Origin of the sequence: Gillisia lutea (assembly GCF_021568705.1) — a bacterium.
Classification (GTDB): Bacteria; Bacteroidota; Bacteroidia; order Flavobacteriales; family Flavobacteriaceae; genus Gillisia; species Gillisia lutea.
Window position 1 is genome coordinate 238,528 of sequence record NZ_JAKGTH010000009.1, and the last position, 20,363, is coordinate 258,890.

The window sequence follows — 20,363 nt, forward strand, 5'->3', positions numbered from 1 at the left end:
AAAATAGCAGCCGGGCAAAACTTTTGGTTTTCCCGGCGGGCTATAAATTTGTTATTCTATTTTTGCTCCCAGCTCAAACCATCGTTCTGTTTTAGCTTCAATTGCATCCAAGATTTTTTGAAGCTCTACAGAATGTTTTTCAATTTCTTCTACAGAAAGATCGGAGAGGAATTTTTGTTGAATCTTTTCTTTTTCTCTTTCAAGTTGAGCGATATCCTTTTCTAGTCGTTTAAATTCCTTTTGCTCGTTAAAAGTCAAACTACTATTAGCATTGCTAGTACTCTTTTGTTTTTTCTCTGAAGATTGCGAAACCTCTTTCGCTTTTGAATTGGTGTCCTCAATCTGGCTGGCTTCGTATTCTCTATAATCGGTATAGTTTCCGGGGAAATCTTCAATTTCTGCATTTCCTTTGAATACAAAGAGGTGGTCTACGATCTTATCCATGAAATACCTGTCGTGAGAGACCACTACCAGACAACCTGGGAAATCTAACAAAAAATTTTCCAGAACATTTAAAGTAACTATATCAAGGTCGTTAGTAGGCTCATCCAGAATCAGGAAGTTTGGATTTTGAATAAGAACTGTACATAGATAGAGTCTTTTTCGTTCACCACCACTTAATTTCTCTACAAAGTCGTATTGTTTTTTACGGTCGAATAAAAATCTTTCTAATAATTGCGAAGCAGAAATCTGTCTTCCTTTAGCCAGTGGAATGTAATCACCAAATTCTCTAATAACATCAATTACTTTCTGCCCCGGCTTTATCTCGATACCAGCCTGGGTGTAATATCCAAATTTTATCGTATCTCCAATAATAACTTTTCCTGAGTCTGGTTTTATTTTTCCCGCTAAAAGGTTTAGGAATGTAGATTTCCCTGTACCATTCTTTCCAATAATACCTATTCGTTCTCCTTTTTGGAAATTATATTCAAATTTGTCAAGAAGCTGCTTATCTTCAAAACTCTTAGAAACTTTATGGATCTCTACTATCTTACTACCAAGACGTTCCATATTGATCTCTAACTGAACCTGATGATCTTTTCGTCTTTTAGAAGCTCTGTCTTTTATTTCATGGAAATCGTCTATACGAGATTTAGATTTGGTGGTACGCGCTTTTGGCTGGCGACGCATCCAGTCTAATTCCTTTTTGAAAAGTTGCTTTGCCTTATCAGTATTGGTTTGTTCAACTTCAATTCGGGCATCCTTTTTATCAAGATAATAAGAATAATTCCCTTTGTAGGTATAAAGTTGACCGTCTTCTAATTCTACTATTTCATTACATACATTTTCAAGGAAGTACCTATCGTGCGTAACCATGAAAATGGTGAAATTCTCTTTTCTGAAATATTCTTCCAGCCATTCGATCATATCCAGATCTAAGTGGTTGGTAGGCTCATCCAGAATAATGAAATCAGGTTTATTAAGCAGCATCATAGTTAACGCTAAACGCTTCTTTTGCCCTCCGGAAAGTTCACCAACTTTTTTATCCAGTTGATCCAGTTTCATCTTGAAAAGGATCTGTTTGTATTGTGTTTCAAAATCCCAAGCCTGATGCATTTCCATCAATTCAAAAGCTTTTTGATAAGCTTCAGCATCATCGGGATTTTCTAAGGCCTTTTCATAACGAGCAATCACTTTTAATATCTCGTTATCGGCTGCAAAAATGGTTTCTTCAACACTTAATTTTGGATCAAGATCTGGTTCCTGTGCAAGAAAGGCAACGGTAATATCTTTTCTATATACAATTTTACCTTCATCTGGCACCTCTGTACCGGCCAACATATGCAATAATGTAGTTTTTCCTGTACCATTTTTGGCTACAAATCCTACTTTCTGACCTTCATTAATACCGAAGGAAATATTGGAGAATAATTTACGTTCGCCAAAAGATTTGGCTATATTTTCTACTGATAAGTAATTCACTGAGAATTTTTTTGCAAAAATAGATAGAATTTATGGAGTTAAAACAGGATTAGTTTTATTATTAGCATACAACAGTTATATTTGTTTGCAATACTTGTCTCTTGCTTGGTTAATTATAGGATGATTAATGATTGAGATTTCAGGAAGAATCGGTTGCTTTTTTAACTTGGATGGCAAAAGAAAGAAGGTGAGCTTAAAACTACAATGCTCTTTTTTACGTAAGAATTAATAATATTTGGGTCCCTTATGAGATATAAATCTGCGTTATGCATTCTTCTGGTTATTTTGAGCTTTACAGCTTGTATTCCCACGAAGAAAATTACTTATTTGCAGAAGAGTGAAAGCACTACTGACAGTATTATTGCTGTGAAACGTCTTCAAAAACCATATAGAATTCAAATAAACGATCTTTTGAGCATTCGGGTGAAGGCCCTTGATCAGGAATTGGTAGGAATGTTTAATCCCATAGATGAAAACAATTTAAATGCTACAGGAGAGGAAAGGCTTTATTATGATGGCTTCACTGTAGATCTTCACGGTAATATAAGGGTTCCTACTCTGGGAGAGATTAATGTGCTTGGATTTACTGTAGAAGAGGTGAGAGAAAGGATTGAAAAAGAACTTTTAGATAACTATTTTAAAGATGAAGCTAATATATTTGTTACTGTTAAATTAGCCGGAATTAGATATACAACTTTGGGAGAAATAGGATCTGGAAGCCAGGTAATTTATAAGGAACAAGTAACCATTATGGAAGCTGTTGCAAATGCAGGTGGAATTACTGAATTTGGTGATATGACCAATGTGAAGATAATACGTCAATATCCTGCAGGTGAAAAAGTACACAGTATTGATCTTACAACTATTGAAGCTACTCAAAGTCCGTACTATTACATACAACCTAACGATTTGATAATTGTAGATCCGTTACCTCAAAAGGCTCTAGGAGTGGGTACAACAGGGCTGGCTACATTAAGAGATGTGGTGGGCGTGATCACCTTATTAACTTCCATAATCTTAATAGTTACACGATAGCTCTATGGCGCACGAAGAAGATCATATTTCGGATGTAGGATCCACTTTCGACTTTAAGGGTTTTGTACTAAAAGTATTTAGTTACTGGCAGTTAATCCTTATTTCGGTAGCTATAAGTCTAGGTGTAGCTTATTATAATAATGTTAGAAAATTACCGGTATATAGGTTGGGTAATTCTATTTCAATAAAAGACGATCAAAATCCATTTTTTACTTCTACTACAAGTTTAACCTTCAACTGGGGAGGAACTTCAGATAAGGTGAATACCGCCATCACAATTTTGCGTTCAAGATCGCACAATGAAGAGGTGGTAGAGCGGCTGCAATATTACCTTCAGTACCTTTCAGATGGGGAATATCAGCGAATAGACGCTTATGGAAGTACACCTTTTAAAGTACAAGTAGATACATCTCGATTCCAGGTGGTGGGATTGCCAATAACCATAACTTTTAAAGACGAAAATACCTTTAATCTAAAGGCGACTTTAAGAGAAAATATGGGCACTCAAAATTATGCTACCAAAGAAAAATCTTCGGTGAGTTTGGAAGCACAGGATTTTAGCAGAGATTTTAGAGTAGGAGAACGCATCCAGTTACCATTTTTTAGTGGAGTAATCAATAGAACGGAGAATGGTATACAGGCCGGAAAACCATTTTATATTCAATTCCTAAATTTTGATTCGGTAGTCTCCGGTTATAAAGGAGTTTCGGTATCTCCAGAATCTCAGAATTCTTCTGTTTTAAATTTGGGACTCACCGGTGGTAATAAAGCTCGAATTGTAGATTACTTAAATGGTACTATTGCGGTACTTAGTGAGAATATGCTGGAGCGAAAGAATCTTTTTGCCACTAAGACCATTCGATTTATAGACAGCAGTTTGGCGGTGAAATCCAGAGAATTGAAACTGGTAGAAGATGAATTGAATCAATTCAGAAATGAAAATTCGGTTTTAGATATATCGGCAGAAAGTTCAGAGATATCAGGGAAACTTTCAACACTGGATGTGCGAAAAGAAAATCTTAGAAGGCAACAGGCATATTATCAAACTTTAGAATCTTACCTGCAAACCAAAACCGATTATAGCAGTGTTCCAGCGCCATCTGTAGCAGGGATCAATGAGGGAAGTATCGTAAGTGGGGTAGGAAGAATATTGGAACTCTCCCAGGAACGAAGTAAATATCAATATTCCTTAAAAGAGAATTCTCCAGTATTTGCAGATATCGACCGACAAATAAATTCGGTTAAAACCGTTTTGCTGGAAAATATAAGTTCCTCCAAAAGTTTACTTCAAAGAGAATTGGGGGATATTAACAGGCAAATCGCTCAAGCAGAATTAGAGATCAGGAAATTGCCACAGGAAGAACAAGACCTATTAAAAATTCAGCGTAAATACAGCCTAAGTGAGAAAACCTATAATCTATTTTTAGAAAAGCGAAGTGAAGCAGGATTGATAAAAGCTGCCAATGTAAGTGATGTGATGGTAATTGACAGTGCTAAAGATACCGGGGGAGGAAAGATTGGGCCTAACACCCAATTGAACTATGTGATGGCGCTTTTAATAGGGGGGCTTATTCCTTTGGTCTTCGTATTCTTGTTAGTTTTCTTAAATACCAATATTCATAATGCCCAGGAGATTTCTAGATTGTCACCAATTCCAATTTTGGGGCTGATAGGTAAGAATAAATCGGATGATAATTTGGTGGTATTTAGCAATCCAAAATCGGCAATAGCTGAAAGTTTTAGAGGTTTGAGAAGTAGTTTACAGTTCATGTATAGAAAGAAAGGGATTACCGGTTCCAAAACTGTAATGATCACCTCCTCGGTTTCTGGAGAAGGAAAGACGTTCTGCGCTATGAATCTTGCCACGGTATTCGCCTTGAGTGAAAAAAAGACTGTTTTAGTAGGACTCGACTTGCGTAAGCCAAAGATATTTGATGATTTCGATTTGAATAATGAATTTGGGGTTGTAAATTATCTGATTGGTAATAGTACTGCTGATGAGATCATTCAAACCAGTAAAATTCCATATCTGGATGTAATCACCGCCGGACCTATCCCACCAAATCCTTCAGAATTATTGATGTCTGATCAAATGGAGGTATTGATAGAGGAGTTGAAATTAAAATATGATTATATAGTGCTTGATACCCCGCCGGTTGGAATTGTTGCCGATGCAATGAATATGGTAAAACATGCCGATGCTACTTTGTTTTTAGTGCGTCAGGATTACACTAAACGCGGAATGCTGGAAAGTATTAATGAAAAATATAGTAAAGGAGAGATCAAGAATATAAGTTTTGTACTCAATCACTTCATTCATAGAGCAAAATATGGCTATGGTTACGGCTATGGTTACGGATACGGTTATGGCTACGGCTATGGTTATGGTGCAAATAGATATGGACAAGGCTATTATGGTAAAATTACACCGACTTCAAAACTGAAAAAAATTTGGAGAAAAGCTAAAAGGAATTTTGAGTAAGAAAGTTTTAAGAAATAAATATTGGAAGTGAATAACACGAATGAAGACTGGCTATACGAGATAACTCCAAAGAGAAAACTGATTGATTTAAATTATAAAGAAATTTGGAGATATAGGGATTTATTAATTCTCTTTGTGAAGAGAGATATTATAACCGCTTATAAACAAACTATACTTGGTCCTCTCTGGTATTTTATTCAGCCTTTATTCACCTCGGTAATTTTTACTTTAGTGTTTAATAATATTGCTAATATTAATACTGGAGGAGTACCACCTTTTTTATTCAATTTAACCGGGATAACTGCCTGGAATTATTTTAGTACATGTCTAACAGGAACCTCAAATACTTTTGTTAGTAACCAAGGTTTATTTGGTAAGGTATATTTTCCAAGAGTAATTATGCCTCTAAGTACCACAATTTCTAATTTATTGAAATTTGGAATTCAGCTCATTATTCTATCTTTTTTTTACGTTTATTATTATATAAAAGGCGCAGAGATTTCACCAAATTTGAATTTATTATTATTCCCGCTATATGTATTAATGATGGCATTAATGGGGTTAGGACTCGGAATGATTATTTCGGCTTTAACTACTAAATACAGAGATTTAACCGTACTTGTAGGTTTTGCAGTGACTTTACTAATGTATATATCTGCAGTTCCATATCCCTTGAAAGAAATAATAAATAACAAGCCTCAATTTGCTTGGGTAGTTCAGTACAATCCGATAACTCATATTATTGAGGGGTTTAGATTTATGATTTTAGATACGGGAATTTTTACTTGGTTTGGATTCACTTATACCCTAGGGTTCTCTATTTCAATTTTTCTATTAGGCTTAATCATTTTTAATAGAACAGAAAAAACTTTCATTGATACCGTTTAGTGATAAATTCCTAAATATTCAAATATTCGGTTTTTATAAATCACCTTATTTGTTCATATAATATAGAAATGCTAGAGTTCATCAATATTCTTATAAATCAATTTGGAGGCAAAAAGGATGTCCTAGTCATCTTATTATTTCTCATTTCCTTTTTTATCATTAATTCATTTATAACGAATAGAATACTAAGACTTTCTTTAAGTATCATATCGACCTGCTTTGTTCTTCTTCAGTTAATTTCTCTGTTTTTCACACAGGCATTTATTGGTTATAGGTTTTATGTGCATCTAAATCTTAGGGATATTAAGGGGTTATTCTCATTATATTTAGCACATACGCCAATTGTAGTTCTTCTGTTCATATTTCTCACACTACTATTTTATAATTCCAATTTGATTTTAGCCAGATGCAATAAATTATTCTTAATGAAGAAAGGAGTTAATATTAGAAGCGTATTCTTAACAAAAGTCATCTTATTATTTTTAAGCATTTCGCTTACTGCTACTATAGGTAACTTTGTTACAGATAGCCTTACTCTCAGTTCAGTTTTTAATCAACCAAACAATGTGAATTTTAAAGAGATATTACGGGAAAATGGAATGTCTAGTTATATTTCTCCATCTCAAATAAAAGCTTCACCCGGTAAGAATATAATTGTTATTTCTCTTGAATCTTTGGAACGTGGATATTTAGAAAATAAATATTCAAGTTTAACTCCAAATTTGAATAAATTAAAGAAAGAGTGGAATTATTCAGAAATGAAGCAAAATTTAGGAAGTAACTGGACTAGTGGATCTATTTATACTTCCTTAACAGGATTTCCCGCCTTTTTTGGTGTAGAAAGAAATAGTGTATTTCAGAAAGCTTATTATTCTCAAATTTCCAGTATTTCACATGCATTGAAGAAGGCTGATTATAATACGGTTTATATGAACGGAAATGCTGATTATGCAGGATTGAAAGAAATGCTTTTCACTCTTCAATTTGATGAAATAATTGATAAAGGCAATGTTGAGAAGAATGGATTTGAAAGTCAATATGGATTAAGAGATAAAGATCTGGTGGAGCAGGCAAAGTCAAAAGTTAAAGAATTAGCTAAAATAAATAAACCTTTTGCCCTATTTATCTCTACTACAGATACACATTTTCCTAACGGAATCTATGATGCTAGAATGGAGAAATTTATCTCTAAAAAAAATTCTGATATAGAATTTACGGTTGCTTCTATAGATTATTTAATGGGAGATTTTATTGAATTTTTAAAATCTGAAGATCTGCTAACAAATACGGTTGTTTATATTTATCCAGATCATCTTAAAATGGGAGACCCTAACATGTTTAAAGATAGTGGTGAAAGGAGCCTCTTTATAATAAGTAATTCAAACAATGAATTAATAAACCAGAATAAATCGACACCTATATACCAGATAGATTTACCTAAGATAATATTACAGGGTGCAGGAGTAGATAATAATTTAAAATTTTTAACCGACTTTATAAAAGGCGACAAAAATAAATTCATAGAAGAGAATATTGGTTTAATTACCACCATAAATACTAATGGTATTTCGCGAATTAACAGTAATCCAATTAATATTTCTTCAGTATCAAAAAATTATTGTGACTATAAAGTAGACACATTAAGATATATTGCACATGCAGGAGGTGAAATAAAAGGTTATACCTATACAAACTCCAAAGAAGCCTTAGATCACTCATATGCTAAAGGTTTTAGGTTGTTTGAACTTGATATCAACAAATCAAGTGATGGGAGTTTTGTAGCTGTTCATGATTGGAAGCATTGGGCAGATATTACAAATAATGTAACTGACGTTGCAATTTCCAAAAATGACTTTTTAAGTCACAAGATCTATGGGGAATTTACCCCCTTAGATATGGAAAGGATTAATAAATGGTTTGCAATACACAAAGACGCTATTTTAGTTACCGATAAGATTAATGACCCTGTAAAATTTGCCAATGAATTTACAGACCCAAGTAGGTTGATGATGGAGTTATTCGATATGAAAGCAGTAAAAGAGGGAATAGGGCAGAATATAAGGTCGTCAATGCCATCACAAAATGTCATTCAAAAAATGCGGGAGAGCGATATTGAGTCATTGCGAAAAATTGGAGTAAAAAATGTTGCTATTTCAAGAAGGTTTATAGCAGACAATAGATCGTTATTGAAACTGTTGAAAGAAAACGATATCAAACCTTATGTATATCATATAAATTTCGATGATGGAATAGACGAAGACTACGTGGTTAAATATGAAATGGATTATATATATGGAATATATGCAGATGATTGGATATTTTCAAATAAAAAGAATTAAGGATAATGTTTGTGTCTAATTTTTTTTGAGTTGCTTAAGTTTCATCATTTAGAGTATTAAAAATATGAGTATTATTTTAAAAGCGGAAAATATATCTAAACAATATCGCCTTGGAAGTGTAGGAACGGGTAGTCTACAGCATGATTTTAATAGATGGTGGCATTATTTAAGAGGTAAGGAAGATCCTTATTTGAAAATTGGTTCTATAAATAATAGAACTGATAAAGCTCAAGGAGATTATGTTTGGGCTTTAAAAGATATTAACTTTGAGGTCAATTCCGGTGAAGTTTTAGGAATAATTGGAAAGAATGGGGCAGGAAAATCAACTTTATTAAAAATACTTTCTAGGGTTACCTCTCCAACTACGGGCAGTATTAAAACGAAAGGAAGGATAGCCTCCTTACTAGAAGTGGGAACCGGATTTCATGGAGAACTTTCCGGTCGAGAAAATATCTATATGAATGGCGCCGTGCTAGGAATGACAAGAAAAGAAATAACCTTAAAATTGGATGCAATAATTGATTTTTCTGGTTGTGAACTTTATATAGATACTCCCGTGAAAAGATATAGTAGTGGAATGACAGTACGTTTAGGCTTTGCGGTAGCCGCTCATTTAGAACCTGAAATTCTAGTAGTTGATGAGGTATTAGCCGTGGGAGATGCCGAGTTTCAAAAAAAAGCTATTGGTAAAATGCAAGATCTATCTCAAGGAGAAGGAAGAACGGTTCTATTTGTAAGTCATAATATGGCGGCGGTTAAGAATTTATGTACCCGAGCTTTATTAATTGATAACGGTTTGTCTAACTTAGAAGGCGATGTGGAGCAGGTTATTGAAAAATATCTGGAAAATAATTATAAAATTGAGGATAGTATCTCTTTAAGTAATCATGAAGATAGAAAAGGAAATGGGGATGTTATTTTGTCTTCTGTATCTGTATATGGGGAAAATCGAAATAAATTCCCTAAGAGTGGAAATCCTATAAATTTTGAATTCTGCTTCGAAAATAAATATAATTATTCTTCGAAAGACATTATAGTTGAATTTAGGATAGATGATAATATAGGTCAAAGAATTTTATGGAATAGTTCTGAAATGTCTACAGAAAATATCGAAGAACCTCTAAGATCAATAAAAGTCTCCATGAATAAATGTATTTTAAATAAAGGTAGTTATCAGGTAACCACACATATTAAAGCAAAAGGAAATGTTACAGATTGGATACAAAATGCCTTTAGTTTTTATGTAGAGGCAGGAATGTTCTATACCACAGGAATTGAAGTCCCTACAAGTCAAAGTAAGATTCTTGCAAATTTTGAATATCAGTTCAATGATTAAAAAAATAAAATTTAAGATTAAAAGATTTATTGATTATCGTGTTCGTCTACTAAGAGATCAACAACATCAAAATCAACAGATAAATTTTGATTATAATCAACTGTCACATCTTTTTAAAGAAGATTCTTTTATTCCTTTTTCAGCTTGGGCAATTTCTCCTAGCACTATTTTACATGTGCTTAACGATATTAGCATCAACAAAAGGAACAGAATTATTGAATTCGGTTCTGGGGCATCTACCTTCTATATAGCTAAATTGATAAAAACTTTGAAATTAAAAGCTTCATTTTATAGTGTAGAATCTGATAAAGAATGGGCCAATGAATTGGAAAGTTTACTTAAATTATATGAAATTTCAGATTTTGTGAGAGTTATTTATGCTCCGCTTTCTACAGTTCCAAATGAATATAAATTGAAAGAGCAATCCGTTTGGTACGATGTAAATAAACTCGATGAAGCATTAAAAGATGATGCTAAATTTGATCTAGTTTTAGTTGATGGTCCTTTTGGAGGAAGTACGCCCTATGCAAGATACTCAGCAATTCCTTATCTTAAATCTCTATTATCTAAAAATGCATCTATTTATTTAGATGATACAAATAGAAAAGACGAAAAGGAAATTATAGTTCAATGGCTAAAAATTTTAGGATTTGATAGGTTTGATTTTGAAAGATATTCCTGCCTAAAACCGAGTCAAAATTTTGACGTTTCCCCATTTCAATTATCCAAACCAGGTATTTAGGTTAAAATTAATTTTAGTTTGATGTCACTTGTCTCCATCATTATACCTACATATAATCGAGCTCATTTAATTGGGGGAACTTTAGATTCCATAATTTCACAAACATATACAAACTGGGAATGTATAGTGGTTGATGATGGGTCGGATGACTATACGACAGAATTATTAGAATTTTACTCCTATAAAGATCCACGAATTCAATATTTTCAAAGGCCTAGCCACCTAAATAAAGGGGCAAATGCCTGCAGAAACTTTGGATTAGAAAAAAGTAAAGGTGAATATATAATGTGGTTCGATAGTGATGATCTTATGTTACCCGATAAAATTGAAGATCAAATATTACCTTTAAAGGGAAAACTTTTTGGTTATTCAGTTTCAAAATTTGATAATCTCATAAATGGAGTTCTGTGTAATGAAAATGCGTATAAGAATAATGAATTCCTTGTTTTAAATGGGGAAAATTATTCTATGATGAATGTGTTTTGGGGTACAATTGATATGTTGGTTTCAAGACATTTAATCAAAGATATTAGATTTAATGAAAAACTTAAGTCTGGTCAAGAGTATAATTTTTTCAGCAAGCTCACCTTATCTTCTAAATTTGAAGGTATTTACATTAATAAAATATTAAGTTATAGAAGAGTACACCCTGATTCTATCCAAACCTATCAAAACAATAATAAGCAGGATTATCTGTTGAATAAATATTCTCTTTTTTATAATACTTATCTAGAGTGTAATTTTTTTGCTCCTAAAAAGGTGAAATTATATATGCTCAAGAATTCTCAATCATTTTCCTTTAGACTGGCATTATCAAGAAATAGAATCCCTTATTTCTTAAATCTGATTCAATTTTTATATAAGGAATTAGGTTTGTTTAAAACCTTACTGTTTTTGAGCAGTATAACAGCTGCTTATAGCACAGGAAAAGGATATCAATTATTGAAATCCAGCTTTCCTATAAAATTATAGAAAAATATGAAATTTTCTATTCTCATTGCAAATTACAATAATGGTCAATTTTTCAGGGATTGTTATAATTCAATTATCCAGCAAACTTATGATGATTGGGAAGTTATTATTGTAGATGATGGTTCTACAGATAACTCTGTAGAGATAATTCATAATCTAATTGAAGAAGACCCAAGATTTAAATTATATCAAAACCCAGTTAATAAAGGGTGTGGGTTTACGAAAAATAAATGTGCATATAAATCTACCGGTGATTTATTAGGATATTTAGATCCTGATGATGCTTTATATCCTGATGCTCTAGAAAGAATGATAAATGCTTTTAGGGAAAATTCTAAAACTGTCGTAATTACCTCTAAGTATAAAATGTTTGATGAGCAACTGAATTATATTGGAAAGGGTGAGCATGGAGAAGGTATTCCTGAAGGTCAATCTTATCTAACCTATGGCAAGGGAGCTCTAACGGCTTTTGCTGTATTTAAAAAAGATGCATTCCTTAATATGGGAGGTTTAGATGTTAAAATGAAAAGAGCTGTTGATCAAGATTTATATTATAAATTAGAGGAACAGGGAGAGCATGTGTTTTTGAACAAATTCTTATATAAATATAGATTACACGCAAATGGTATATCACAAGATATTAATAAATTAAAGGCAAAATATTGGCATTGTTATGCCATAGAACAAGCATTTAAAAGAAGAAAGCTTAATAATGTTAAAATCAGAAGTATATCAAAAAAGGTTAGAGATGACCATTGGAGTAATTATTATTATGAACTGTTAGAAAGCTCTAATATAAATAATAAGATAGCACAAAATCTTTATGCTCTTTATAATCTAATTAAGATTAGACCATTTAACAATATCAAATTTAAATTGAAAAGTTTAATATTTGCAATTTTTCAAAAAAGATGAAAGACCCCACTATATCAATTATTGTTCCCTGCTTTAATCAGGCAGAATATTTGCCAGATGCCTTAGAATCTGTTTTAAATCAGAATTATGACGAATGGGAATGCATAATTGTTAATGATGGGAGTACCGATAATACAGAAGAGATTGCACGAGAATATGAGAAAAAAAATTCAAGATTTAAATATTGCTACCAAGAGAACGCAGGTTTAAGTGTGTCTAGAAATTCTGGAATACAGTTAGCTAAAGGTGATTATATTCTCCCATTAGATGCTGATGATGTTTTGGGTAATAATTATATACTTCACGCCTTAGAAGAATTTAAAAATGATGAATCTTTAAAATTGGTTTATTGTAATGTTTGCAAATTTGGTTTAGTTGATACGTTTTGGAATCTTCCAGATTTTTCACTTTTAGAATTGAGTAAAAAAAATATGATCATTGCCTCAGGCGTGTACAAGAAGGAAGATTGGAAAGAAATAGGAGGATATGATAAAAATATGATATATGGATGGGAAGATTGGGAGTTTTGGATTTCTTTACTGAAGAATGGAGGCAATGTGAAAAAAATTGAAAATGTAGAATTTTACTATAGAATAAAATCTGAATCCATGTTAAATGCTATAACTTCTTATCAACAAAAATATCTCTTTGAATATATAAGTATTAAACATTCAGATTTTTTCGTGGAATTATATGGTTCATTTCATCATTTAAATCGGAGAATATGTGTTGAAAAGCATGAAAAAGAATTGATTTTGAAAAGTAAGAAAATGGCTTTTAAATTATTGATTAATAGTTTGTTTGGTTTGAGAAAAAATGAAGTTCATGGATAAGACTGTTTGTAAAATTGAATTTCTTGCTTACTACTTACCTCAGTACCATCCAATACCTGAAAATGATAAATGGTGGGGTAAAGGTTTTACTGAATGGACAAATGTAACCAAGGCTAAACCATTATTTAAAGATCATAAGCAACCAAAATTACCTGCGGATCTTGGATTTTACGATTTAAGATTACCAGAAGTGAGAAAGCAACAGGCGGAATTGGCTAAAGATTATGGGGTAGACGGATTTATTTATTACCAATATTGGTTTGGAAATGGTAAAAAGTTACTTGAAAAGCCAGCAGAAGCAATGCTAAATGATGATAAAATTAAAACTCCATTTTGTTTTTGTTGGGCAAATGAAACTTGGAAAGGGATATGGCATGGGTTGGACAGTGCAAAAATTTTAATTGAACAGAAATATTTAGGGATTGACGATTATAAAAAATATTTTAAATATTTACTGCCATTTTTTACTGATAACAGGTATATCAAAGTTGACAATAAACCAATGTTTCATATTTATAAAATTCAGGATATTCCTAATTTAAATGAATTTTTAGAATTATTCAATAAGTTGGCTATGGATGCCGGATTTGACGGTATTTATTTTATATCATCTGTAGTTTCCCATCCAGACGTTTTTGTGAAAAATGATAACATATATGGACAGGTTGGTTTAGACATATTTCAAAAGCTCAGATACGAGCAAGATTTTTTATTTTCAAATAATTACTTGAAGAAAGTTGAGAAGAAATTATGGAATTACTTAAAGTTTAAGAAACCAGATATTCAAAATAAACCAATTATATGTGATTATAGAGAAGGAGTGTCCCGTTTAGAAATAAAATTCCCTAATAAAAAATACATACCTTGTGTCTTTCCAAATTGGGATAATTCTGCACGTAGCGGAAAGAAGTCTCTTATTTTTAAAAACTCGAACCCTAATGAATGGAAAAAACATTTAAGAAATAATTTAGATGAACTCTTGGAAAACCCCAACAACCCTCAATATGTTTTTATAAAATCGTGGAATGAATGGGCAGAAGGTAATTATTTAGAACCAGATAGAGAATACGGATTAAAATGGTTAGAAGCCATAAAAGAAATAAAAGTAGAATATGGTCTATCTTAATTTGAAATAATCCAAATAAATAAATGCTTATATCTATAATTGTAACCTGTTATAATCAGGAAAAATATATTAGTAAAGCTTTAGAGTCAATTTTATTACAAACTTATGAGGATTGGGAATGTATCGTGGTAGATGATGGTTCTACAGATAATTCATTTTTAAAAATTCAAGAATTTGTAGATAAGGATTCTCGCTTTAAGTATTTCTTTCATGAAAATTCTGGAGTTTCAACTACTAGAAATAAAGGCATTGAAGCGTCTCAAGGCTCTTATATTCAATTTTTAGATGGTGATGATTTCTTGGAGAAGACCAAATTAGATAAATCAATAGAAGTAATAAAACATAATTCTAAAATTGATGTCGTTTTTTCAAATTTTAAGTTATATGATGATAAGAAAAACAAATATCTGTCTCCTTATTGTGATTTTCAGTTAGATAAGTTTAATTTTAATTATGTACTATATAAGTGGGATGATGGTTTTTCCATACCTATACATACTGGATTAATAAAATCCTCTATCCTTACCGATTTTAACTTTCCTGAAAATATCAGATCTAAAGAGGATTGGCTCATGTGGGTTTATATATTTAATAGAGATCCTATAGTTTTTTTTATAGATAAACCTTTAGCGATATATAGAATACATAAAAGGAGTATAACGATGTCTACTAGTATGTATAATGATCATATGGAAGCTTTAGCATATTTAAAATTTAATTTGACACAAGCCGAGTATGAAAATTTATTGTTGGTTTTTGTTAAGCGATATTACCAAAGAAGCTTAAAGTTTAAAGGTGAATTATTACAATTGCAGAATACGTTATTTTTTAAAGTGTATAGGTATATACATAGAAAGTCTAAAACACTTTTCAAATAATGAAATTAGCGATTGTAATTCCTTATTATAAAATAGCCTTTTTGGAAGAATGTTTAAATTCCTTGGTTGCTCAAACCAATAAAAATTTTCATGTTTATATTGGAAACGATTCTAGTCCCGATGATCCGGGAGAACTAATAAATCAATATAGAAGTTCTTTAAAGCTTATATATACTGGATTCAGTAGTAACTTAGGAAAAACTTCTTTAGTAAAACAATGGGAGCGATGTATTGATCTTGTAAATGATGAAGAATGGATATTATTAATGGGTGATGATGATGTATTGGGAAAAAATTGTGTCAGAGATTTTTATAATAATTTGGAGGAGGTTAATTGCCGAAACATAAACGTTTTTCGTTATTCTTCACAAGTTATAGATGAAAGTGGTATAGCTATTTCAAGTACTTATTATCATCCCGTAATAGAAAATAGCATAGATTTTTTATATAGGCGGTTGGCAGGTTTAACACGTAGTTCTTTAAGCGAGTATATTTTTAGAAAGAAGCAAGTAGCAAAAATAGGGTTTAAAGAATTTCCACTGGCTTGGCACACAGATGATTTAGCAATTTTGGAATTTTCAAATTTTCAGAATATATTCTCTGTAACAACGAGTACGGTTTTCTTTAGGAATAGCGGTCATAATATATCCAGCAAGAATGATAATACAATTCAGAAAAACCTTGCGAACTTTTATTTTTACCATTATTTAATAAAAGAACATTCAAAAATATTCTCTGAACATCAAATTTTGATTTTATGGGATAAGATGGAAAAGGCTTTTTTGGATGATAAGAAACATGTAGGTTTAGCAATAAAATATAGTTCGCTTTCCTTTAAAAATTTTAAATTTATAAGATTTTTAGATTTCAGCAGGAGATATTTGCAAGCCATTTTAAAATAATATACCTAGATGCGTATTTTAATTGTTGCCCAAGATCTAAGAATTTCTGGAACAAGTGAAGGCATTGTGTCTCGTTCTTTTGTAACAAAAATACGTGAAGCTTATCCATTAGCCACAATAGAAGTTCAATATCTAAAAAACCATAATAAGAATATTGAGGCTAATTTACTTCCAATCAACAGCTATAATGAAATTTTTATTAAGCAAAAAATAAATAGGTGGATTATTTTTTTGAATAGAATATACTGGCGATTAACAGGCATATCATTAAAGGAGCTATATATTGAAAAGCAATACGGTAAGGAACTTGAAAAAATTCAAGTTTCAAATTTTGATCTCATATTTTTAAGGAGTTCAGGAACAGGCTATGAATTGTTATTAGGCGCCTTATGTACTCCAGAACTTTTGAGAAAATCGGTTATAAATTTTCACGATCCATTTCCAGTGTATTGGGATACAGGATCTAATTTAGAAATGACTAATTTAGAACTTCAGCGTTTAAAACGTATGAAAAAAGTAGTAGATCTTGCTTATAAATGTATTACACCATCAAGGCTTTTATCTCATGACATGGAGTTCTTATACGGAACAAATAAAGTTTTTCATACCGTTCCCCATCAATTCGATATCACTTCATTTTCTCAACCTAACATGCAACGTATAAGAAAAAAAAGGAAAAATATTTGTATATCATATCATGGAGCAGTGCAGTTTAAAAGAAATATTGATATTTTAATTGATGCTTTTATTGATTTATCTAAAGAAGAGATTTTTATAAATAATAATGTGGAGTTAGTACTAAGAATTAGAGGCAATCATACTGCTAGATTAATTGAAAAATACCATTTGAGTTCTAATGTTTTTATTTTGGATACGCTACCATTTATTGAATCTTATTATGAGCAAAAAGAAGAAGCAGATATATTAGTGTTATTGGAGAACTGCTCGCCTCATAGTAATATTTTACCCGGTAAAACCCCGGTTTTAGCATCGTTAAATAAACCAATTATGGCTATTTCCCCTAAAAGAAGTGAACTTAGACGTATTTTGTTAGATGATAATATTGCAAATTGCAACAATCCTGCAGAGGTGAAATTGAAACTTCTAAGAATGATTAAAAATTTGAGATACCGAGATATTAATACATCATCTTTTACCCATGACTATCTTAAAAGTGACTTTTTGGATTACCTAAAACTTGTAGTAGCTAATAATGAATGGGATAATTAAATTTAAAAGCAAACTTGATTTTTTCAATTTAATTGAGAGTGATAAACGACTGAAAGATAATTTATGCGCAAAGGTCTTAACCCCAATAAGGATGTTAGAAATGAAAATAGTTCTTTTACGCATCAAATAATTTTACCGGTTTATATTCCTTATCATAAAGAGTACTTTCAAGAATCTTTGGATGTTTTAAAATCTTGTATAGGCTCACTCCTTAGCACAGTGCATAATAAAACCTATATTTCCCTTGTCTCAAACGGAAGTTCAAGGACTACAGAGGATTACTTACATCAGCTTTATAATGAGGGAGTAATTCATGAACTAATTCTTACTAATAACATAGGTAAGCTTAATTCCATATATAAGGCAATAGCAGGTAATAATATCCCATTAATTACTATTTCGGATGCTGATGTTTTTTTCTTAGCGGGTTGGCAGGAAGAAACTTACAAGGTGTTTAATAATTTTTCAAAAGCCGGAACAGTTGGCTTAATTCCTCAATTTCTTAGTTATCAAAGTTATTCTCAAAACCTTTTGTTTGATAATTTCTTCTCAAATAAACTTAAGTTTGGTTTAGTCAAAGATCCTGATGGATTGAGAAATTTTTATGAAAGCCTAGGCTGGAAAAATGATTATCCAGAAAGCAGATTGAAATATATTTTATACTTAAAGAAGAATGGAGTGGAGTCTATTGTTGGTTCAGGACATGTAGTTGCCACTTACAGAAGAGAGTTGTTTGGCAATTTGAATTATTTTAATCCATATAAAATGGGGGGGGATAGTGAACGTATATTAGATGAATTAGCTGGGAGATATGACATGTATCGCTTAACAACCCCTATAAATAAAGCTTTCCATATTGGTAATAAATTGCCGAAGGAGAAATTTAAGAAATTGAATTCTGACCATAATTTGGTGGATATCAAAATAGAATTCCCAAGATTTACTAACGAAATAAAGAGAACACCCAAATTTTTATACTCTTTTAAAAAAAATATTATTCGTACAGTTTTAAAATCCTATAAACTCAGAATGCTTTTTTTAAAGCAATTAGGTTTGCCAAAACCTGCAAGAAAATCATTTTAAGGATGGGAGAGAGTTTCAGTATTTTAATAACTACATTTAATCGAATACAAGATTTAAAATTTACATTAAATTCTCTTCAATTTTTTTTAAATGAAGGAGTGAAAATTATAATCTGCGATGATGCTAGTACCGATGGAACTTCAGAAGTTATCAAAAAAGAATACCCTAGCATTAAATTATTGGTTAATTCAGTTAATAAGGGCCTTATATACAGTAGAAACCTTTTAATGAATCAGGTTCAAACTTTGTATGCTATAACTCTAGATGATGATGCCAACTTCTTAAGTTTATATCCATTAGAAAATATTATTGAGCATTTTCAGAAGGAGCCCGAATGTGGTGTAATTGCTTTTCGTATATTTTGGGGGTTAGAAATACCCAAAAATCTAAATTCTGATGATGAGTCAGAAATTGTTAAAAGCTACGTTGGTTGTGGTCATGTATGGCGTATGGAAGCTTGGCATGGCATACCAAATTACCCAGAATGGTTTATGTTCTATGGCGAAGAGGAGTTTGCATCTTATCAGTTATTTAAAAAAAGTTGGCAGGTGCATTATGTTCCCAAAATTCTGGTGCATCATAGGGTAAAGGTTAGTGATAGAAAATCTCAAAATGATTATGGTTTACGTTTAAGAAGATCGTTACGTTCAGGTTGGTACAACTACGTGCTGTTTTTACCTTTGCCCCAAATCCCCAAAAGATTTTTCTATACACTTTATATACAGTTAAAACTTAAAGCTTTTAGAGGTGACTTTAAAGCCGCGATAGCCATTTTTCAAGCTCTGTTGGATCTAATATATCATTTGCCAAAATTGATTTTAAATAGAAACCGTCTTACTAAAGTTGAATATAAAGAATTTGAGAATCTCTCAAATACAAAGATATATTGGAAACCTTAAACTAAAATGAATGCTTAATTATTTGAAAAGGCAAGTCTCAGTTCAAAACCGCCTTAAAATAAAATATAGGCTAAGGCACTTAAAAGCTATGGCTTTTCCTTATAATTTATCCAAAATGGCGTTAATTCATAAGACTGATAAATTTGGATATCATTTTTACACACCTCATTATCAAGAGCATTTTAAAAAGTTTAAATATAAGAAGATTAAAATGTTAGAAATAGGGGTGGGAGGTTATAAAAATCCATATCTGGGAGGAAACTCTTTAAGAATGTGGAAATCATATTTTCCCCTTGCTAAAATTTTTTCTTTTGATATATATGATAAATCCTTTCTTCAAGAAAGAAGAATTAACATTTTTAAAGGGAGTCAAATTGACGAAGCTTTTTTAGATGAATTAATGCAAAATGTAGGAGAGCCCACAATTATCATTGATGATGGTAGCCATATTAATAATCATGTTATAAAAACATTTGAAATCTTATTCCCAAAACTGAAATTGGGCGGAATCTATGTAGTTGAGGATATTCAAACTTCTTATTGGGAAGAAAAGGGAGGTTCCAGCTTAGAACTGAATAGCAGCCAGACGATTATGGGATATTTTAAAGGATTGATCGATGGCTTAAATCATAAGGAATTTAATAATCCTGGATATGATCCCAATTATTTTGATCTTAATATAATTTCCATGCATTTTTATCATAATTTAATTGTAATATATAAAGGCCTGAATAATGAACCTTCAAACTTTATGGTTAATAATGAAAAGCCTCAATAGAT

The 20,363-nt window shown here is 31.5% G+C and carries 17 protein-coding genes; 16 read left to right on the plus strand and 1 reads right to left on the minus strand.

Annotation, left to right across the window (positions count from 1 at the left end):
- Positions 1 to 51 precede the first annotated feature (51 nt).
- On the minus strand, positions 52 to 1,923 hold the full coding sequence (locus L1I30_RS10555) for an ABC-F family ATP-binding cassette domain-containing protein (protein WP_236134256.1): 1,872 nt from the start codon (positions 1,921 to 1,923) through the stop codon (positions 52 to 54).
- Positions 1,924 to 2,169: 246 nt separating this feature from the next.
- Between L1I30_RS10555 and L1I30_RS10560 the strand changes: the two genes are divergently transcribed.
- From L1I30_RS10560 to L1I30_RS10635, 16 genes are all read left to right on the plus strand, one after another.
- Positions 2,170 to 2,958: a polysaccharide biosynthesis/export family protein gene (locus L1I30_RS10560; protein WP_236134257.1), complete on the plus strand. Its 789-nt coding sequence runs from the start codon at positions 2,170 to 2,172 to the stop codon at positions 2,956 to 2,958.
- A 4-nt stretch (positions 2,959 to 2,962) separates the two neighbouring features.
- Positions 2,963 to 5,440 carry a polysaccharide biosynthesis tyrosine autokinase gene (locus L1I30_RS10565; protein WP_236134258.1) on the plus strand — a complete coding sequence of 826 codons (2,478 nt, stop codon included), beginning with the start codon at positions 2,963 to 2,965 and terminating at the stop codon, positions 5,438 to 5,440.
- 18 nt (positions 5,441 to 5,458) lie between these two features.
- Positions 5,459 to 6,328, plus strand: coding sequence for an ABC transporter permease (locus tag L1I30_RS10570; RefSeq protein WP_236134356.1), 870 nt, complete (start codon positions 5,459 to 5,461; stop codon positions 6,326 to 6,328).
- A 425-nt stretch (positions 6,329 to 6,753) separates the two neighbouring features.
- On the plus strand, positions 6,754 to 8,667 hold the full coding sequence (locus tag L1I30_RS10575; protein ID WP_236134259.1) for a sulfatase-like hydrolase/transferase: 1,914 nt from the start codon (positions 6,754 to 6,756) through the stop codon (positions 8,665 to 8,667).
- Positions 8,668 to 8,731: 64 nt separating this feature from the next.
- On the plus strand, positions 8,732 to 10,003 hold the full coding sequence (locus L1I30_RS10580) for an ABC transporter ATP-binding protein (RefSeq protein ID WP_236134260.1): 1,272 nt from the start codon (positions 8,732 to 8,734) through the stop codon (positions 10,001 to 10,003).
- Positions 9,996 to 10,745 carry an O-methyltransferase gene (locus L1I30_RS10585; protein WP_236134261.1) on the plus strand — a complete coding sequence of 250 codons (750 nt, stop codon included), beginning with the start codon at positions 9,996 to 9,998 and terminating at the stop codon, positions 10,743 to 10,745. Before L1I30_RS10580 ends, L1I30_RS10585 begins: the two co-directional genes overlap by 8 nt.
- Positions 10,746 to 10,766: 21 nt before the next feature.
- On the plus strand, positions 10,767 to 11,717 hold the full coding sequence (locus tag L1I30_RS10590; protein WP_236134262.1) for a glycosyltransferase family 2 protein: 951 nt from the start codon (positions 10,767 to 10,769) through the stop codon (positions 11,715 to 11,717).
- A 6-nt stretch (positions 11,718 to 11,723) separates the two neighbouring features.
- Positions 11,724 to 12,632, plus strand: a complete 909-nt coding sequence (locus L1I30_RS10595; protein WP_236134263.1) for a glycosyltransferase family 2 protein — start codon at positions 11,724 to 11,726, stop codon at positions 12,630 to 12,632.
- The gene (locus tag L1I30_RS10600) at positions 12,629 to 13,465 is read left to right on the plus strand and encodes a glycosyltransferase family 2 protein (RefSeq protein WP_236134264.1); all 837 of its coding nucleotides are present in this window, start codon (positions 12,629 to 12,631) and stop codon (positions 13,463 to 13,465) included. The genes L1I30_RS10595 and L1I30_RS10600 overlap by 4 nt, the downstream gene beginning before the upstream one ends.
- On the plus strand, positions 13,458 to 14,591 hold the full coding sequence (locus L1I30_RS10605; protein ID WP_236134265.1) for a glycosyltransferase WbsX family protein: 1,134 nt from the start codon (positions 13,458 to 13,460) through the stop codon (positions 14,589 to 14,591). The genes L1I30_RS10600 and L1I30_RS10605 overlap by 8 nt, the downstream gene beginning before the upstream one ends.
- Positions 14,592 to 14,614: 23 nt before the next feature.
- On the plus strand, positions 14,615 to 15,469 hold the full coding sequence (locus L1I30_RS10610; protein WP_236134266.1) for a glycosyltransferase family 2 protein: 855 nt from the start codon (positions 14,615 to 14,617) through the stop codon (positions 15,467 to 15,469).
- Positions 15,469 to 16,371: a glycosyltransferase family 2 protein gene (locus tag L1I30_RS10615; RefSeq protein WP_236134267.1), complete on the plus strand. Its 903-nt coding sequence runs from the start codon at positions 15,469 to 15,471 to the stop codon at positions 16,369 to 16,371. Before L1I30_RS10610 ends, L1I30_RS10615 begins: the two co-directional genes overlap by 1 nt.
- Before the next feature lie 9 nt (positions 16,372 to 16,380).
- The gene (locus L1I30_RS10620) at positions 16,381 to 17,601 is read left to right on the plus strand and encodes a glycosyltransferase family protein (RefSeq protein WP_236134268.1); all 1,221 of its coding nucleotides are present in this window, start codon (positions 16,381 to 16,383) and stop codon (positions 17,599 to 17,601) included.
- A gap of 63 nt (positions 17,602 to 17,664) precedes the next feature.
- Complete coding sequence (locus tag L1I30_RS10625) at positions 17,665 to 18,684, plus strand: glycosyltransferase (protein ID WP_262911049.1); 1,020 nt, start codon at positions 17,665 to 17,667, stop codon at positions 18,682 to 18,684.
- A gap of 2 nt (positions 18,685 to 18,686) precedes the next feature.
- Positions 18,687 to 19,583: a glycosyltransferase family 2 protein gene (locus tag L1I30_RS10630; RefSeq protein WP_236134270.1), complete on the plus strand. Its 897-nt coding sequence runs from the start codon at positions 18,687 to 18,689 to the stop codon at positions 19,581 to 19,583.
- Positions 19,584 to 19,698: 115 nt separating this feature from the next.
- The gene (locus tag L1I30_RS10635) at positions 19,699 to 20,361 is read left to right on the plus strand and encodes a class I SAM-dependent methyltransferase (protein WP_236134271.1); all 663 of its coding nucleotides are present in this window, start codon (positions 19,699 to 19,701) and stop codon (positions 20,359 to 20,361) included.
- The last annotated feature ends 2 nt before the right edge of the window (positions 20,362 to 20,363 follow it).

What these genes read in the sequence shown, in the direction of transcription:
- L1I30_RS10620 (WP_236134268.1), top strand. Translation starts at nt 16,381, where the DNA reads ATGCGTATTTTAATTGTTGCCCAAGATCTAAGAATTTCTGGAACAAGT.
- L1I30_RS10605 (WP_236134265.1), top strand. Translation starts at nt 13,458, where the DNA reads ATGGATAAGACTGTTTGTAAAATTGAATTTCTTGCTTACTACTTACCT.
- L1I30_RS10580 (WP_236134260.1), top strand. Translation starts at nt 8,732, where the DNA reads ATGAGTATTATTTTAAAAGCGGAAAATATATCTAAACAATATCGCCTT.
- L1I30_RS10595 (WP_236134263.1), top strand. Translation starts at nt 11,724, where the DNA reads ATGAAATTTTCTATTCTCATTGCAAATTACAATAATGGTCAATTTTTC.
- L1I30_RS10560 (WP_236134257.1), top strand. Translation starts at nt 2,170, where the DNA reads ATGAGATATAAATCTGCGTTATGCATTCTTCTGGTTATTTTGAGCTTT.
- L1I30_RS10630 (WP_236134270.1), top strand. Translation starts at nt 18,687, where the DNA reads ATGGGAGAGAGTTTCAGTATTTTAATAACTACATTTAATCGAATACAA.
- L1I30_RS10585 (WP_236134261.1), top strand. Translation starts at nt 9,996, where the DNA reads ATGATTAAAAAAATAAAATTTAAGATTAAAAGATTTATTGATTATCGT.
- L1I30_RS10635 (WP_236134271.1), top strand. Translation starts at nt 19,699, where the DNA reads ATGGCGTTAATTCATAAGACTGATAAATTTGGATATCATTTTTACACA.
- L1I30_RS10615 (WP_236134267.1), top strand. Translation starts at nt 15,469, where the DNA reads ATGAAATTAGCGATTGTAATTCCTTATTATAAAATAGCCTTTTTGGAA.
- L1I30_RS10575 (WP_236134259.1), top strand. Translation starts at nt 6,754, where the DNA reads ATGAAGAAAGGAGTTAATATTAGAAGCGTATTCTTAACAAAAGTCATC.
- L1I30_RS10600 (WP_236134264.1), top strand. Translation starts at nt 12,629, where the DNA reads ATGAAAGACCCCACTATATCAATTATTGTTCCCTGCTTTAATCAGGCA.
- L1I30_RS10610 (WP_236134266.1), top strand. Translation starts at nt 14,615, where the DNA reads ATGCTTATATCTATAATTGTAACCTGTTATAATCAGGAAAAATATATT.
- L1I30_RS10565 (WP_236134258.1), top strand. Translation starts at nt 2,963, where the DNA reads ATGGCGCACGAAGAAGATCATATTTCGGATGTAGGATCCACTTTCGAC.
- L1I30_RS10590 (WP_236134262.1), top strand. Translation starts at nt 10,767, where the DNA reads ATGTCACTTGTCTCCATCATTATACCTACATATAATCGAGCTCATTTA.
- L1I30_RS10625 (WP_262911049.1), top strand. Translation starts at nt 17,665, where the DNA reads ATGCGCAAAGGTCTTAACCCCAATAAGGATGTTAGAAATGAAAATAGT.